Source organism: Micromonospora sp. NPDC002389 (genome assembly GCF_040296095.1).
In the GTDB taxonomy this organism is placed as follows: domain Bacteria; phylum Actinomycetota; class Actinomycetes; order Mycobacteriales; family Micromonosporaceae; genus Micromonospora.
Genome location: NZ_JBEOWP010000001.1, coordinates 348,906 through 363,570, shown reverse-complemented (window position 1 = coordinate 363,570; position 14,665 = coordinate 348,906). Strand labels below are relative to the sequence as shown.

Here is a 14,665-nt window from a genome sequence, read left to right as displayed (position 1 = left end):
CGAGTGCCGTGCGGTTCGGGCCGCGCGAGGTTCAGCGGTCTGCGTCAACTTCGACTGATGTCAGGCACCGCACTGTTTACTTTCCATACGCTGGTGGCGGCGCGACGGTGCGCCGCGGAGACGGGACGGGACGCGCAATCGTGGACCTGTACGAATACCAGGGGCGGGACCTGTTCGAGCGGCACGGTCTGCCCGTGCTCGCCGGCGGCGTTGCCACTACCCCGGAGGAGGCCCGCGCGATCGCCGATCGCCTCGGCGGCCGAGTGGTCGTCAAGGCGCAGGTGAAGGTCGGCGGGCGAGGCAAGGCCGGCGGCGTCAAGCTCGCCGAGGGCGCGGAGGAGACGGTGGCCCGCGCCACCGACATCCTCGGCATGGACATCAAGGGTCACACGGTCCACAAGGTCATGATCACGGTGACTGCGGACGTGGCCGAGGAGTACTACTTCTCGTACCTGCTGGACCGGGCGAACCGCACCTTCCTCTGCATTGCCAGCGTCGCTGGCGGCATGGACATCGAGCAGGTCGCCGCCGACACCCCGGACAAGGTCGTCAAGGCCCCGATCGACGCCGTCAAGGGTGTCGACGAGGCCAAGGCCCGGGAGATCGTCTCCGCCGCCGGCTTCCCGGCCGAGGTCGCCGACCAGGTCGTCGACGTCGCGGTGGGGCTGTGGAAGGCGTTCGTCGCCGAGGACGCCACCCTGGTCGAGGTCAACCCGTTGGCCAAGACCGGTGACGGCACGCTGCTGCTGCTGGATGCCAAGATCTCGCTGGACGAGAACGCCGGCTTCCGGCACCCGGACCACGAGGCCCTGGTCGACCAGGCGACCGTGGACCCGCTGGAGCAGGCCGCCAAGGAGAAGGACCTCAACTACGTCAAGCTCGACGGCGAGGTCGGCATCATCGGCAACGGCGCGGGTCTGGTCATGTCCACGCTCGACGTGGTCGCGTACGCCGGTGAGCGGCACGGCAACGTCAAGCCGGCCAACTTCCTCGACATCGGCGGCGGTGCGAGCGCCGCGGTGATGGCAAACGGCCTGGAGATCGTGCTCTCCGACCCGGCGGTCCGGAGCGTCTTCGTCAACGTCTTCGGTGGCATCACCGCCTGCGACGAGGTCGCCAACGGCATCATCCAGGCGCTGGCCCTGCTGGAGCAGCGCGGGGAGCAGGTCACCAAGCCGCTCGTCGTGCGGCTCGACGGCAACAACGCCGAAGCTGGTCGGGCGATCCTCGACAGCGCGAACAACCCGCTTGTGCAGCGGGTCGACACCATGGACGGCGCGGCCGAGCGGGCCGCCGAGCTGGCGGCTGCGGGGGTCTGACAATGGCTATCTGGCTGACCAAGGACTCGAAGGTCATCGTCCAGGGGATGACCGGTTCCGAGGGTTCCAAGCACACCCGGCGGATGCTCGCGGCCGGCACCAACGTCGTCGGCGGCGTGAACCCGCGCAAGGCGGGCACCACCGTCGACTTCGACGGCACCGAGCTGCCGGTCTTCGCCAGCGTCGCGGACGCGATGAAGGACACCGGCGCCGACGTCACCGTCATCTTCGTGCCCCCGCAGTTCACCAAGGGCGCGGTCATCGAGGCGATCGACGCCGAGATCCCGCTGGCCGTGGTGATCACCGAGGGTGTGCCGGTGCACGACACCGCCGCCTTCTGGGCGTACAACACGGGCAAGGGCGAGCGGACCCGGATCGTCGGGCCGAACTGCCCCGGCATCGCCTCGCCGGGTGCCTCCAACGCCGGCATCATCCCGGCCGACATCACCGGCAGCGGCCGGATCGGCCTGGTCAGCAAGAGCGGCACGCTGACCTACCAGATGATGTACGAGCTGCGGGACATCGGCTTCTCGACCTGCGTCGGCATCGGTGGTGACCCGATCATCGGCACCACGCACATCGACGCGCTGGCCGCGTTCGAGGCCGACCCGGACACCGACGCCATCGTGATGATCGGTGAGATCGGCGGCGACGCCGAGGAGCGGGCGGCCGAGTACATCAAGGCCAACGTCACCAAGCCGGTGGTCGGCTACATCGCCGGCTTCACCGCCCCGCCCGGCAAGACCATGGGGCACGCCGGTGCGATCATCTCCGGCTCGGCGGGTACCGCCGACGCGAAGAAGGCCGCGCTTGAGGCGGTCGGCGTCAAGGTCGGCAAGACCCCGACCGAGACCGCCAAGCTGATGCGGGAGATCATGTCCGCCGGCTGAGCCGGTACGACAGTCTTCGAGGGGCCGACCGGAAGGTCGGCCCCTCAGCGGTTCCAGTACGGGTAGTTGCCCGTGGCGGACAGGATCAGGCTGATCACGATGTTGAGCACACCCAGGCCGATCGAGACGTAGCCGAGCACCGGCGACTGCCGGTAGCGGCGTGCGTCGCGGATCGACAACCAGCCGAAGACGATGCCGAGGATGCCGCAGCAGAGCACCCCGGTCACGATGCCCAGCACGCCCCACAGAGTGGTGCGGTCCCGGCCTGCCGGTGGCGGCGGGGGCGGTGGATACGGAGCGTTCACGGCACTTCCCTTTCGGACACTAGCTGCCGCGACGTCGGCCACGGCCCTGAGCCGAGGCTAGACCGGACCCTGCGGCCGGCACGCCGGATCAGCGAACTCACCTCCGGACGGGGTGGTGTCCGGACAGCCGGGGCGGCCCCGGCATGCCAGAGTAGAGACGATGTCCTCCGTCACCCCTGACCAGCCACGCCGGGCCACCGACGCCCGCGGGGTCGGCGCCCGGCCACCCGGTCGCGCCGGCCCGCCCCGCCGGGTACCGGTGCAACGGGGCACGCCCGGCGGTCGCCGTCACCCGCCCCTCGCGGTCGCCGCGCTGGTGGCCGCCGGTGGGGCCGCGCTCACGTCCTGGCTGCCGGTGGCGTTCGCACTCTGGTTGTTCCAGCTCAGCGAGGGCGCCGCCACCCTGCTGGGCGCGATCCGCGCTGGGGCGGCCGGATGGCTGCTGGGGCACGGCGTACCGCTGGACACCGCCGCCGGCCCCCTGGGCCTGGCCCCGCTCGCGGTCACCGTGCTGGCGATCTGGCGACTCACCCGCGCCGGCGTGCACGCCAGCCGCGCGGTCGGCGCACGCGGCAGCCGGTCGCCGGGACGCACGCTGGCCGTCGCGGCGGCGGTCGGAGTCGGGTACGGCCTGATCGGGCTGCTCGCCGCGCTGCTCGTGGGCACCGGCGACACCGGTGTGTCGTGGTCCCGGGCCGCAGTGACGCTCGCCGTGCTCGGCACACTCGCCGCCGGTCTCGGCGCGGCCCGGACCACCGAGCTGGCCGACGTGCTCGCCGGGCAGGTGCCGACGCCGGTGCGCGAAGGGGCCCGGGCCGGCCTGGTGGCCGCACTGGTGCTGCTCGGCGCGGGGGCGGCCGGGGCGGGACTGGCCGTGGCGACCGGCGGGGGCGACGCGGCCGACCTGATCGGCGCCTACCGCACCGGCGTGGCCGGGCAGGCGGGCATCACCCTGGTCAGCCTGGCGTACGCGCCGAACGCCGCCCTCTGGTCCACCAGCTACCTGCTCGGGCCCGGCTTCGCCGTCGGCACCGACACGGCGGTCCGCACCAGCGAGGTGTCCGTCGGCGCGCTACCGGCACTGCCGTTGTTCGCCGGACTGCCGAGCGGGCCGGTCGACGGGCTCGGCTCGATCGTGATTCTCGCGATGCCGGTCCTGGTGGGCATGGGTGCCGGTTGGCTACTGGCCCGCCGGTTGATCCGGTCCGCCGGGGTCGACCGCGCACCGCTGCGCTGGCGGCGGCTGCTGGTGCCGGCCGTACTCGTCGGCCCGGTGGCCGGGGCGCTTCTCGGGGTGCTCGCCGAGGTCTCCGGCGGGCCGCTCGGTGCCGGGCGGCTGGCCGAGGTCGGCCCGGTCGGTTGGCAGGTGGCGCTGGCCGCGACGCTGATCACGGGCGGCGGGGCGGTGCTCGGCGCGGCGGCCACCCGCTGGCTCACCCGTCGACCGGGCTGACCGCTGGGCCGCCCGTCACCGCAGCGAGAAGGCCAGAAACGGGCGTCGACCGTCACCGCTGTGGGAAGGCCAGAAACGGGCGAGGGGCGCTCTGGCAGTGCGGAGCGCCCCTCGACCAGCTTTGTCGTTGTCTCTAGCCACGGGTCACAAAGCTGATCAAGATCATTACGATCTGGAGCACGCCCAGCAGAAGCCCGATGCCACCACAGATCAGGCCGGCGAGGGCCTGCCCGGAGTTGGTGGCCAGGCCCTGATCGGCCTTCTGCTTGCCCATCCAACCGGTGATGGCCGCGGCCAACCCCAGCGGGATGCCGAGATAGCAGCAGACCAGCGGAATCGATGCGATGCCGAGGATCATCGACACCAGGCCGAGGGTGTTCTGCTGTCCCCCCGAGCCGGCAAAGCCCGCGTGCGGGTACATCGGCGCACCGCCGTACGGCTGCGGGGCGTACGGGTCATGGTAGGGCTGGCCACCGTAGGGGTGCCCCGACGTCGGCGGCTGACCGTAGGCCGGGGGCTGACCGTACGCCGGCTGTCCGGCGGGCGGCGCCGAGTACGGGTCGTGCGGCTGCCCGGAGATGGGCGGCTGCTGACCGTACGGGTCGTAGGGCTGCCCCGAGGTGGGCGGCTGCTGACCGTACGGGTCGGCCTGCTGGTACGGGTCGGCCTGCTGGTACGGGTCGACCGCAGGCGTGTGCGGTTCAGGTGTGGCGTACGGGTTGGCCGGCGGCGGTGCGTACGGGTTGTGCGGAGGTGGAGCTGTCGGGTCCCCGTACGGCTGTTGCTGGCCGTACGGGTCCTGACCGGGGTTACCGGGTTGCATGTGGTTCCGTAACTCAGACGTTCGAGCCGCTGAGCGAACCGAGCACGCCACCACCGACGCAGCAGAGCAGCACGATCACGAGCCAGGCGACACCGACGATGATGGCCCACTTGGACCACTTCTTGGACTCGGCGGACGCGGCCTGGGCACCGGCGTGGTCACCCTGCTGGAGCAGCTGGTTGACCTTCGAGGCGTTGATGATGGCGGGGATCGCCAGCGGCCAGAAGAGGAAGATGGCGACGATCGACATCGTCATGTTGTTGTCGACCTGCTGGGGCGGCTGGGAGGGGTATCCGGGCTGCATGATGACGAGCTCCTCACGTACGTGTCGCTGATGGGTGCGGGCCGGACGTGCGCCGGTCCCAAGCGACCGGCAGCGTACCCGGTCTGTGCGACTTCGGTGGTCGGCGAAGGGCGGGCGGCCCACCGGGTGGGCACCGGACCAGCGCTGATCCGCCGCCGGATAGGGTGTGCCGGTGACCGAGCCCGCCCGCATCGTCGTCCTCGTCTCCGGCTCCGGCAGCAACCTGCAGGCGCTGCTGGACGCGACCGCCGACCCGGCGTACGGGGCCCGGGTGGTCGCGGTGGGCGCGGACCGCGACGGCATCGCCGGGCTGGACCGGGCCGCCGCCGCAGGGGTGCCGACCTTCGTGGCGCGGGTCAAGGACCACCCGTCCCGCGAGGAGTGGGACGCGGCGCTCACCGAACGGGTCGCCGAGCACCGGCCCGACCTGGTCGTCTCGGCCGGGTTCCTGAAGCTGGTCGGTACGCGGTTCCTCGCCGCCTTCGGCGACCGCTACCTGAACACCCACAACACCCTCCTGCCGGCGTTCCCCGGCATCCACGGCCCCCGGGACGCGCTCGCCTACGGGGTGAAGGTCACCGGGGCGACGCTCTTCTTCGTCGACGCCGGGATGGACACCGGCCCGATCGTGGCGCAGGTGGCGGTGCCGGTGCACGAGGACGACGACGTGGACACGCTCACCGAGCGCATCAAGGAAGCCGAGCGGCAGCAACTCGTCGAGCAGGTGGGCCGGCTGGTCCGCGAGGGTTGGACGATCACCGGGAGAAAGGTCACAGTTCCGTGAGTTCCATCGAGGACGGGCGTCGCCCGATCCGGCGGGCACTGGTCAGCGTCTACGACAAGAGCGGTCTGGTCGACCTGGCCCGGGCGTTGCACGCCGCCGGTGTGGAGATCGTCTCCACCGGGAGCACCGCGTCGACGATCGCCGGTGCCGGCGTGCCGGTGACCGCCGTGGAGCAGGTGACCGGCTTCCCGGAGATCCTCGACGGCCGGGTGAAGACCCTGCACCCGAAGATCCACGGTGGACTCCTCGCCGACCTGCGCAAGGACACCCACATCGCCCAGCTCGACGAGCACGGCATCGCCGGGATCGACCTGCTGGTGTCCAACCTGTACCCGTTCCAGCAGACCGTCGCCTCCGGCGCGAGCCAGGACGAGTGCGTCGAGCAGATCGACATCGGTGGTCCGGCGATGGTGCGCGCCGCCGCCAAGAACCACGCCTCGGTGGCCGTGGTGACCGACCCGGCCGCGTACCCGCTGCTGCTGGCCGCGCTCGACGGCGGTGGCTTCACCCTGGCGCAGCGGCGGGCGCTGGCCGCCCGCGCCTTCGCCGACATCGCCGAGTACGACGTGGCGGTCGCCGACTGGTTCGCCACGTCCCTGGCCCCGGCGGAGGACGGCGGAGCGGAGTTCGCCGGGCTGGCGCTGCGGCGGCAGGCGGTGCTGCGGTACGGCGAGAACCCGCACCAGGGCGCGGCGGTCTATGCGGACCCGGCGAGCCCGCCCGGGTTGGCCCAGGCCGAGCAGTTGCACGGCAAGGAGATGTCCTACAACAACTACGTCGACGCGGACGCCGCCTGGCGGGCCGCGAACGACTTCGCCGACCAGCCGGCGGTGGCCGTGATCAAGCACGCCAACCCGTGCGGCATCGCGGTCGGCGCGGACGTGGCCGAGGCCCACCGCAAGGCGCACGCCTGCGACCCGGTCTCCGCCTTCGGCGGCGTCATCGCGGTGAACCGGCCGGTCTCGGTCGAGCTGGCCGGGCAGATCGCCGAGATCTTCACCGAGGTCGTGGTGGCGCCCGGGTACGAGCCGGGGGCCGCCGAGGTGCTCCAGGCCAAGAAGAACATCCGGCTGCTGCGGGCACCGGAGTTCCGCCCGCTGCCGACCGAGTGGCGGCAGATCACCGGCGGTGTGCTGGTGCAGGAACGCGACGCGATCGACGCCGAGGGCGACGCCCCGGCGACCTGGCGGTTGGCCACCGGCGAGGCGGCCGACGAGGCGACCCTGGCCGACCTGGCCTTCGCCTGGCGGGCGGTACGCGCGGTGAAGAGCAACGCGATCCTGCTGGCGCAGGACGGCGCGACGGTCGGCGTCGGGATGGGCCAGGTCAACCGGGTCGACTCGGCGCGACTGGCGGTCAGCCGGGCCGGTGCCGACCGGGCGCGGGGCGCGGTGGCGGCCTCGGACGCGTTCTTCCCGTTCGCCGACGGCCCGCAGATCCTGATCGACGCCGGCATCCGGGCGATCGTGCAGCCGGGCGGCTCGATCCGGGACGAGGAGGTGATCGCCGCCTGCAAGCAGGCCGGCGTCACCATGTACCTGACCGGCACCCGGCACTTCTTCCACTGACCCGCCGCCGCGCCCCCTGCGGCGCCGTGTGCTCTTGCGGCTGTGGTGTTAGGAAGGGTCCCCTGCTATGCACCAGGCGTTAGCAGGGGACCCTTCCTTACACCGATCGCAGCTCGGCGAAATGACAGGCGGACGGGTGCGGGTCGGCGGCCCGCGGCACCGCCTGCGGATCCTCGACCGCGCAGATCTCCTGCGCCTTCCAGCACCGGGTCCGGAAGTGACAGCCGCTCGGCGGGTCGGCCGGGCTCGGCACGTCACCGCGCAACCGGATCACCGTACGGCGCTCCCGGGCGTCCGGGTCCGGCACCGGCGCGGCCGAGAGCAGCGCCTGCGTGTACGGGTGGGTGGCCCGCTGGTAGATCTCGTCCTCGGTGCCGATCTCCACGATCCGGCCCAGGTACATCACCGCGATCCGGTCCGAGATGTGCCGCACCACGGACAGGTCGTGCGCGATGAAGATGTACGACAGCCCGAACTCGTCCTGAAGCTGCTCCAACAGGTTGATCACCTGGGCCTGGATGGAGACGTCCAACGCGGAGACCGGCTCGTCGCAGACGATCACCTCGGGACGCAGCGCGAGTGCCCGGGCGATGCCGATGCGCTGCCGCTGGCCACCGGAGAACTGGTGCGGGTAGCGGTTGACGTGTTCCGGGTTCAGCCCGACCACGTCGAGCAGTTCCTGCACCCGCCGCTCGCGACTGCCCTTCGGGGCTGCCTCGGGATGGATCTCGAACGGCTCACCGATGATGTCGCCGACGGTCATTCGCGGGTTCAGCGAGGTGTATGGGTCCTGCATGACCATCTGCATGTTCCGGCGGATCCGGCGTAACCGGGCTCCGGAGGCGGCGAAGAGGTCCTGCCCGGCCAGGGTGGCCCGGCCGGCGGTCGGCCGCTCCAGCCGCATCAGCAGCCGGGCCAGGGTGGACTTGCCGCAGCCGGACTCGCCGACGATGCCCAGCGTCTCGCCCCGGCGGAGCTGGAAGCTCACCCCGTCGACGGCCTTCACCGCGCCGACCCTCTTCTGGAACAGCACCCCCCGCGTGATCGGGAAGTGCTTGACCACGTGGTCGACGTCGAGGATCGTCTCGCCGGTCACCGTGGTGGGCTCAGTCGGCGCGGTCATCGCGTACCTCCTGCGCGAAGTGGCACGCGCTGGTCCGGCCGTCGCCGAGGACCAGGTCGTGCGGTACCTCGTCGACACAGACCTGCTGCGCGTACGGGCATCGGGGATGGAACGGGCAGCCGCCGGGGATGCGCATCAGGTTCGGCGGCAGACCCCGGATGGTGGAGAGCGGCCCGCCGCGCTGGTCCAGGCGCGGGATCGACGCCAGCAGCCCCTTGGTGTACGGGTGGGCGGGCGCCCGGTACAGCGAACGTACGTCGGCGTGCTCGACGATGCGGCCCGCGTACATGACGGCGATCCGGTCGGCCACGTCGGCGACCACGCCCAGGTCGTGGGTGATCAGGATCATCGCCATGTCCAGGTCCCGCCGCAGGTCGGCGAGGAGGTCCATGATCTGCGCCTGCACGGTGACGTCGAGCGCGGTGGTCGGCTCGTCGGCGATGAGCACCTTGGGTTCCATGGCCAGCGCCATCGCGATCATCACGCGTTGGCGCATGCCGCCGGAGAACTGGTGCGGGTAGTCGCCGAGACGTGCGCCGGCGGCCGGGATCTGCACCAGGTCCATCAACTCCACCGCGCGGCGACGGGCGTCGGCACGGGTCATGCCGAGCCGCTGGCGCAGCGTCTCGCCGATCTGCCAACCGACCGGGAAGACCGGGTTCAACGCGGAGAGGGCGTCCTGGAAGATCATCGCGATCTCCTTGCCCCGGACCTGCCGGCGTTGCTCCTCGGGCAGGGCGAGCAGGTCGCGCCCCTGATAGAGGATCTGCCCGGAGGTGACGTGCGCCGGTGGGCTGTCCAGGATGCCCATCACGGCCTGCGCGGTGACGGATTTGCCGGAGCCGGACTCGCCCAGCACCGCGAGCGTCTCGCCCGGGTCCAGGTGGTAGCTGACCCCGTTGATCACCGTGGCCACCCCCTCGCCGGTACGGAACTCGATGTGCAGGTCCCGCACCTGGAGCAGGTGGCCGCCGGGTGGGGTGGGGGTGGCCGGGGTCGGTGGCGTCGTGGTCATGTCGGTCACCGCAGCTTCGGGTCGAACGCGTCGCGGATGGCGTCGCCGAGCATGATGAACGCCAGCACGGTCAGGGCCAGGAACGTCGACGGGACGACCAGCGGCGTCGCCGACTCGCGCATGTGCACCCGACCGTTGTTGATGTCGATGCCCCAGGAGATGGTCGGCTCCCTCAGGCCGATGCCGAGGAACGAGAGCGTCGCCTCGGCGGCGATGAACGAACCGAGCGCGATGGTCAGCACCACGATCGCCGGGGCGAGCGCGTTCGGCAGGATGTGCCGCCACATGATCCGGCCGTTGCCGGCGCCCAGCATCCGGGCGGCGGACACGTAGTCCTGCTCCCGGGCGGTGATCACCGAGGAGCGGACCACCCGGGCGGCGGTGGTCCAGCCGAGCACCGCGAGTACGAAGATGACGGCACCGACGCGTACCGTGGCGCTGTCGCTGGCGACCCGCTTGAGCAGCACGATCGCGGCCAGCAGCAGGGGGATGCCGAGCACGATGTCGATGACCCGGCTCAGCACCGCGTCGACCCAGCCGCCGAAGTACCCGGCGAGCATCCCGACGACCAGCGCGATCACCCCGGTGAGCAGCGCCGAGAGGGCGCCGACCAGCAGGGACGCCCGGGCGCCGTAGACCGCGCGGGCGTACGTGTCGCAGCCCTGGAAGTCGTACCCGAAGATCGCCCCGCCGGACGGGGCGGCGTGCTGCCGGGACAGTACGCACTCACCCGGATCGTTGCTGGTGAACAGCCCGGGCACGGCGGCCATCGCGGCCACCAGCAGCACCAGCGCCAGGCTGATCCAGAAGATCGGCTTGCGGCGCAGGTCGCGCCAGGCGTCACCGGCCAGACTGCGCGGCTTGCGAGGTCGGCCGACCTGGTCCGGCGCGACCGGCTCACCCGACGGCCCACGTCGCGCGGCCTGGTTCTCCGACGCCGCCACGGTCTCGAAGTCACTCATGCCAGCCCCTCGCTGCGCTCGGTGCCGGCATTTCCGCTGAGCTGATGATTCGTTCGCTGCGCTCACTCATGCCGCCCCCTCGCTGCGCTCGGTTTCGGCTCCCTCGCTGCGCTCACTCATAGCGGATCCTCGGGTCCAGGACGGCGTACAGGACGTCCACCACCAGGTTGGAGACCAGGTAGACCACGACGAGCACGCTGACGATGCCCACCACCAGCGGGCCGTCCTCGGTGCGGATGCCGCGGAACAGGTTGAAGCCGACGCCGGGGATGTTGAACACGCCCTCGGTGATGATCGCGCCGCTCATCAGGTTGCCCACCTCGACGCCGAGGAAGGTGATCACCGGGATGAGCGAGTTGCGCAGGACGTGCACGCTGACCACCCGCCGGTTCGGCAGGCCCTTGGAGCGGGCGGTACGCACGTAGTCGGCGCGCAGGTTCTCGGCCACCGAGGTACGGGTCAGCCGCAGCGCGGTGGCCAGCGAGAGCGAGCCGAGCACGATCCCGGGCAGCAGCAGGGAGCGGAAGTCGGGGTCGGCACCGGCGGTGGGCGGGAAGACCTGCCACTTGACACCCAGGAAGTACTGCGCGAGCGGCGCGAGCACGATGGTCGGGATGCCGAGCACCAGCAGCGTCAGCAGCAGGGTGGCGTTGTCGAAGATGCCGGCCCGGCGGATGCCGGCGAGGACGCCTGCGGTGACCCCGAAGATCACGGCGACCGCGATGGCGATCAGTGCCAGTTTGATGGTGACCGGCCAGGCGGTGGCGAGGATGTCACCGATCGACCGTCCGGTGAGTGACTCACCGAGGTCGCCGCGGAGCAGGTTGGCGAGGTAGTCGACGTAGCGGTAGAAGAAGCCGCCGACGCCGGTCGCGTCGAGGTGGTACTTCTCGGTGAGATAGGCCCGCTGTGCCTCGGTGACCGGACGTTCACCGGCGAGCGCCTGGATCGGGTCGCCCTGGCCGGCGAACATCAGCGCGTAGACGATCAGCGTGGTGCCGAAGAAGGCCAGGACCATCTGCAGTAGGCGCCGCACGATGAAGCGGAACATACTAGGCAGTCTTCCCAAAAAGGGCGAACCACGTGGCGGGTCGGGTCACCTCGACCCGACCCGCACCCGTGGTCGTGTTACTTGACGGCCTCGATCTGGATCAGGTCGACCCGGTCGAAGAGGTCCATCTCGACGTTCTTCACCTTGGTCGAGTGACCGAAGTTGTTCTGACCGAAGCGCAGCGGCACCACCGGCAGGTCCTCGGCCAGCAGGTCCTCGGCCGCCTGGTACTTCTCGATCGCCTCGTCCTCGCTGGGGGCGCTGGCGCCCTCGGCGAGCAGCTCGTCGAACTCCGGGTTGCGGTAGCCGTAGTAGTTCGACGAACCGTTCGAGCTGTACAGCGGGCCCAGGTAGTTCTCCATGGACGGGAAGTCCATGATCCAGCCCATCCGGAACAGGCCGACCGGCTGCTTGGCCTTGACCTTGGTCAGCAGGTCGGCGAACTTCGGCTCGGCGTTGCCGACGCAGTCCACGCCCAGGTTGGCCTTGAGCTGGTTGCAGGTGGCGTCGATCCAGTCCTTGTGCCCACCGTCGCCGTTGTACGACAGAGTGATCTTCGACGGGCCGCCCGCAGCCTGGTACAACGCCTTGGCCCTGGCCGGGTCGAACTCGCCCGGTGCGCCGACGGTGTTCTCCCGGTAGCCGGCGACCACCGGGGAGACGAACGAGCGGGCCGGCTGCTGCGAGTCCTTGAAGATCGACCGGGTGATCTCCTCGCGGTCGATCGCCATCGAGATGGCCTTGCGGACGTCCGGGTTGCTGTACTCCTCCTGGAAGGTGGGGAAGGCCAGGAAGTGCAGCGACGAGGCGGGACTCTGCTGGAACCGGTCACCCAGGTCGGTGGCGGCGGTCGACAGGTTCTCGGTCGGGATCGTCTTGATCACGTCGAGGTTGTCCGACAACACGTCCGCGTACGCGGCGGTGAGCTGCTGGTAGATCCGGAACTCGACGCCGGCCACCTTCGGCTGCTCGCCGGGGAAGGCGTCGTACCGCTCGACCTCGACCTTGGCGTCGTGCTGCCAGGTGCCCTTCATCTTGAACGGGCCCTGACCGATCGGCGCCTGCTCGTACCCCTCGGCCAGCTCGCCGGGCGCGGAGAACGCGGCCTGCGGCAGCGGGTAGAAGGCGGTGTAGCCGAGCATCGCGGTGAACTCGCTGTACGGCTGGGACAGCGTGACGGTGAAGGTGTCGTCGTCGACCTTCTTGAGCCCGCTGAGCGTGGTGGCCTTCGGGTTCTCGCCCTGGAGGTCGTCGTACCCGGCGATCTTCTCGAAGAAGTAGCTGGAGTTCTGCCCGTTCGGGGCGTACGCGCCGTAGTTCCAGGCGTCGATGTAGTTGTCGGCGGTGACGTCCTCGCCGTTGTGGAACGTGTAGCCGTCCTTCAGCGTGATCGTCCAGGTGGTGTTGTCCTCGGACGTGATCGACTCGGCCGCGACCTCGTACGGCTTGTGGGCCTCGTCGTAGTCGACCAGCGGGCTGAACAGGGCGGCGAGCACCTGGGAACCGCTCGTCTCGTTGGTGTTGGTCGGCACCAGGTGCTGCGGCTCGGCGATCTCGATTCGCACGGCCGCGTTGGGGTCGCTCTCACCGGAACCGTCGCCGCCCGAGCCGCAGGCCACCAGGCCCAGGGTCACCGCGAGCGGGAGGGCGGTCCAGGCGGCGAGCCTACGAACGCGCATTGAGCCTCCTCATCTCATTACGCTGCGCTATCGAGCCCGGATTGGGGGTAACTCTGCGCAACGCTCGGCAACGGTAAGTCGTGCGCCGAGACTCGGCAACGTAGTGGTCTCGAAGGGGTAACAGAACGAGGCCCTACAGGTTGGCGGGACCCGGTCGGCGTGCTACGCCGAAGCGCCCAAAGCGTCGATGACGTGCAGACCTCTAGGGAGGTTGGAAGGTGCGGCGCGGCGGCCGGTGCCTTCTCGGGATCGGGCGGCCCGATCGTCGGATACGTGGTCCTTCGTGCCCGGCTGTCCGGAGTCGGAGTGGTCGGCGGCACAAGTAGTCACTCAAAGTGAGGAACGACACCTGACGGAAAGTAGTTTCGTGGTCGGTGTCGCGGGCCCGCCAGGTCGGGGGAGGCGACGGTGGCGGGCGTGAGACGATCAGATCGTGACGGCGACGCTTCTGGACGGCAAGGCGACCGCGGCGGAGATCAAGGACGAGCTGCGGGCGCGGGTCAAGGCCCTGGCGGAACGGGGAACCGTGCCGGGACTGGGCACGGTGCTGGTCGGTAGCGACCCCGGTTCCCAGGCGTACGTCAACGGCAAGCACCGCGACTGCGCCGAGGTCGGCATCGCCTCGATCCGCCGGGAGCTGCCGGCCGACGCGACCCAGGAGCAGGTCGACCGGACCGTGGCCGAGCTGAACGCCGACCCGGCGTGTCACGGCTACATCGTCCAACTGCCCCTGCCGGCGCACCTGGACACCCAGCGGGTGCTCGAACTGATCGACCCGGAGAAGGACGCCGACGGCCTGCACCCGGTCAACCTGGGCCGGCTGGTGCTCGGCTACGACGCGCCGCTGCCCTGCACCCCGCGCGGCATCGTGGAACTGCTCCGTCGGCACGAGGTGCCGCTGCGCGGTGCCAACGTCGCGGTGGTGGGACGCGGCAACACCGTCGGTCGTCCGCTCGGGCTGCTGCTGACCCGGCGCAGCGAGAACGCCACCGTGACGCTCTGCCACACCGGCACCCTCGACCTGGCCGCGCACACCCGCGCCGCCGACATCGTCATCGTTGCGGCCGGCGTACCCGGCCTGCTCACCGCCGAGATGATCACCCCGGGCGCGGTGGTGGTCGACGTGGGCATCACCCGGGTCATCGGCTCGGACGGCAAGGGTCGCTACACCGGCGACGTGGACCCGGAGGTCTTCGAGGTGGCCGGCAAGGTGGTGCCGATGCCCGGCGGGGTCGGTCCGATGACCCGGGCCATGCTGCTGACCAACGTGGTCGAGCGGGCCGAACGCGGCTGAGGTGACGGAAGGCCCATAACCGTCCGCCCCTGGCCTGCCCGGTGCCAGGATGGCTGATACCGTCCGGAAAACCGACTGGTAGCAGGGAGTGGGAC

General features: G+C 70.6%; 14 protein-coding genes. 6 read left to right on the top strand and 8 right to left on the bottom strand.

Features of this window, described 5'->3' with window-relative positions:
- Window positions 1-140: 140 nt before the first annotated feature.
- Both sucC and sucD read left to right on the top strand, forming a co-directional pair.
- Window positions 141-1,319, top strand: coding sequence for an ADP-forming succinate--CoA ligase subunit beta (gene sucC, locus ABT008_RS01645; protein ID WP_350692732.1), 1,179 nt, complete (start codon window positions 141-143; stop codon window positions 1,317-1,319).
- Window positions 1,320-1,321: 2 nt separating this feature from the next.
- On the top strand, window positions 1,322-2,209 hold the full coding sequence (gene sucD, locus ABT008_RS01640) for a succinate--CoA ligase subunit alpha (RefSeq protein ID WP_176095199.1): 888 nt from the start codon (window positions 1,322-1,324) through the stop codon (window positions 2,207-2,209).
- A 44-nt stretch (window positions 2,210-2,253) separates the two neighbouring features.
- Here the strand turns inward: sucD and ABT008_RS01635 are convergent, their stop codons facing one another.
- A complete protein-coding gene (locus ABT008_RS01635) occupies window positions 2,254-2,514 on the bottom strand; it encodes a DUF4190 domain-containing protein (RefSeq protein ID WP_350692730.1) in 261 nt (86 codons plus the stop codon).
- A 160-nt stretch (window positions 2,515-2,674) separates the two neighbouring features.
- Here ABT008_RS01635 and ABT008_RS01630 point away from each other — a divergent pair, with 160 nt between their 5' ends.
- Window positions 2,675-3,967, top strand: coding sequence for a cell division protein PerM (locus ABT008_RS01630; protein WP_350692729.1), 1,293 nt, complete (start codon window positions 2,675-2,677; stop codon window positions 3,965-3,967).
- A 133-nt stretch (window positions 3,968-4,100) separates the two neighbouring features.
- Here the strand turns inward: ABT008_RS01630 and ABT008_RS01625 are convergent, their stop codons facing one another.
- Together ABT008_RS01625 and ABT008_RS01620 are read right to left on the bottom strand one after the other, a co-directional pair.
- A complete protein-coding gene (locus ABT008_RS01625) occupies window positions 4,101-4,790 on the bottom strand; it encodes a DUF4190 domain-containing protein (RefSeq protein ID WP_350692727.1) in 690 nt (229 codons plus the stop codon).
- A gap of 13 nt (window positions 4,791-4,803) precedes the next feature.
- Window positions 4,804-5,094, bottom strand: a complete 291-nt coding sequence (locus tag ABT008_RS01620) for a CD225/dispanin family protein (protein ID WP_350692725.1) — start codon at window positions 5,092-5,094, stop codon at window positions 4,804-4,806.
- Window positions 5,095-5,266: 172 nt separating this feature from the next.
- Between ABT008_RS01620 and purN the strand changes: the two genes are divergently transcribed.
- Window positions 5,267-5,878, top strand: a complete 612-nt coding sequence (gene purN / locus ABT008_RS01615; protein ID WP_350692723.1) for a phosphoribosylglycinamide formyltransferase — start codon at window positions 5,267-5,269, stop codon at window positions 5,876-5,878.
- A complete protein-coding gene (purH, locus tag ABT008_RS01610) occupies window positions 5,875-7,446 on the top strand; it encodes a bifunctional phosphoribosylaminoimidazolecarboxamide formyltransferase/IMP cyclohydrolase (RefSeq protein ID WP_350692721.1) in 1,572 nt (523 codons plus the stop codon). Before purN ends, purH begins: the two co-directional genes overlap by 4 nt.
- A gap of 97 nt (window positions 7,447-7,543) precedes the next feature.
- Here purH and ABT008_RS01605 read toward each other — a convergent pair whose 3' ends face one another.
- The 5 genes from ABT008_RS01605 to ABT008_RS01585 all read right to left on the bottom strand — a co-directional run bounded on the left by ABT008_RS01605 (window position 7,544) and on the right by ABT008_RS01585 (window position 13,276).
- Window positions 7,544-8,569, bottom strand: a complete 1,026-nt coding sequence (locus ABT008_RS01605; RefSeq protein WP_350692719.1) for an ABC transporter ATP-binding protein — start codon at window positions 8,567-8,569, stop codon at window positions 7,544-7,546.
- Entirely contained in the window at window positions 8,553-9,584 is a 1,032-nt protein-coding gene (locus ABT008_RS01600) for an ABC transporter ATP-binding protein (RefSeq protein WP_350692718.1), read from the bottom strand. The genes ABT008_RS01605 and ABT008_RS01600 overlap by 17 nt, the downstream gene beginning before the upstream one ends.
- A 5-nt stretch (window positions 9,585-9,589) precedes the next feature.
- The gene (locus ABT008_RS01595) at window positions 9,590-10,546 is read right to left on the bottom strand and encodes an ABC transporter permease (RefSeq protein WP_350692716.1); all 957 of its coding nucleotides are present in this window, start codon (window positions 10,544-10,546) and stop codon (window positions 9,590-9,592) included.
- 112 nt (window positions 10,547-10,658) lie between these two features.
- Complete coding sequence (locus ABT008_RS01590) at window positions 10,659-11,597, bottom strand: ABC transporter permease (RefSeq protein ID WP_350692715.1); 939 nt, start codon at window positions 11,595-11,597, stop codon at window positions 10,659-10,661.
- A 77-nt stretch (window positions 11,598-11,674) separates the two neighbouring features.
- The gene (locus ABT008_RS01585; protein ID WP_350692713.1) at window positions 11,675-13,276 is read right to left on the bottom strand and encodes a peptide ABC transporter substrate-binding protein; all 1,602 of its coding nucleotides are present in this window, start codon (window positions 13,274-13,276) and stop codon (window positions 11,675-11,677) included.
- 433 nt (window positions 13,277-13,709) lie between these two features.
- Here ABT008_RS01585 and ABT008_RS01580 point away from each other — a divergent pair, with 433 nt between their 5' ends.
- Entirely contained in the window at window positions 13,710-14,570 is an 861-nt protein-coding gene (locus ABT008_RS01580; RefSeq protein WP_350692712.1) for a bifunctional methylenetetrahydrofolate dehydrogenase/methenyltetrahydrofolate cyclohydrolase, read from the top strand.
- Window positions 14,571-14,665: the final 95 nt, after the last annotated feature.

Excerpts from the sequence above, each read along its gene's own strand:
- sucD (WP_176095199.1), top strand. The coding sequence starts at position 1,322 with ATGGCTATCTGGCTGACCAAGGACTCGAAGGTCATCGTCCAGGGGATG.
- ABT008_RS01630 (WP_350692729.1), top strand. The coding sequence starts at position 2,675 with ATGTCCTCCGTCACCCCTGACCAGCCACGCCGGGCCACCGACGCCCGC.
- ABT008_RS01625 (WP_350692727.1), bottom strand. The coding sequence starts at position 4,790 with ATGCAACCCGGTAACCCCGGTCAGGACCCGTACGGCCAGCAACAGCCG.
- ABT008_RS01620 (WP_350692725.1), bottom strand. The coding sequence starts at position 5,094 with ATGCAGCCCGGATACCCCTCCCAGCCGCCCCAGCAGGTCGACAACAAC.
- ABT008_RS01605 (WP_350692719.1), bottom strand. The coding sequence starts at position 8,569 with ATGACCGCGCCGACTGAGCCCACCACGGTGACCGGCGAGACGATCCTC.
- ABT008_RS01600 (WP_350692718.1), bottom strand. The coding sequence starts at position 9,584 with ATGACCACGACGCCACCGACCCCGGCCACCCCCACCCCACCCGGCGGC.
- ABT008_RS01595 (WP_350692716.1), bottom strand. The coding sequence starts at position 10,546 with ATGAGTGACTTCGAGACCGTGGCGGCGTCGGAGAACCAGGCCGCGCGA.
- ABT008_RS01590 (WP_350692715.1), bottom strand. The coding sequence starts at position 11,597 with ATGTTCCGCTTCATCGTGCGGCGCCTACTGCAGATGGTCCTGGCCTTC.
- ABT008_RS01585 (WP_350692713.1), bottom strand. The coding sequence starts at position 13,276 with ATGCGCGTTCGTAGGCTCGCCGCCTGGACCGCCCTCCCGCTCGCGGTG.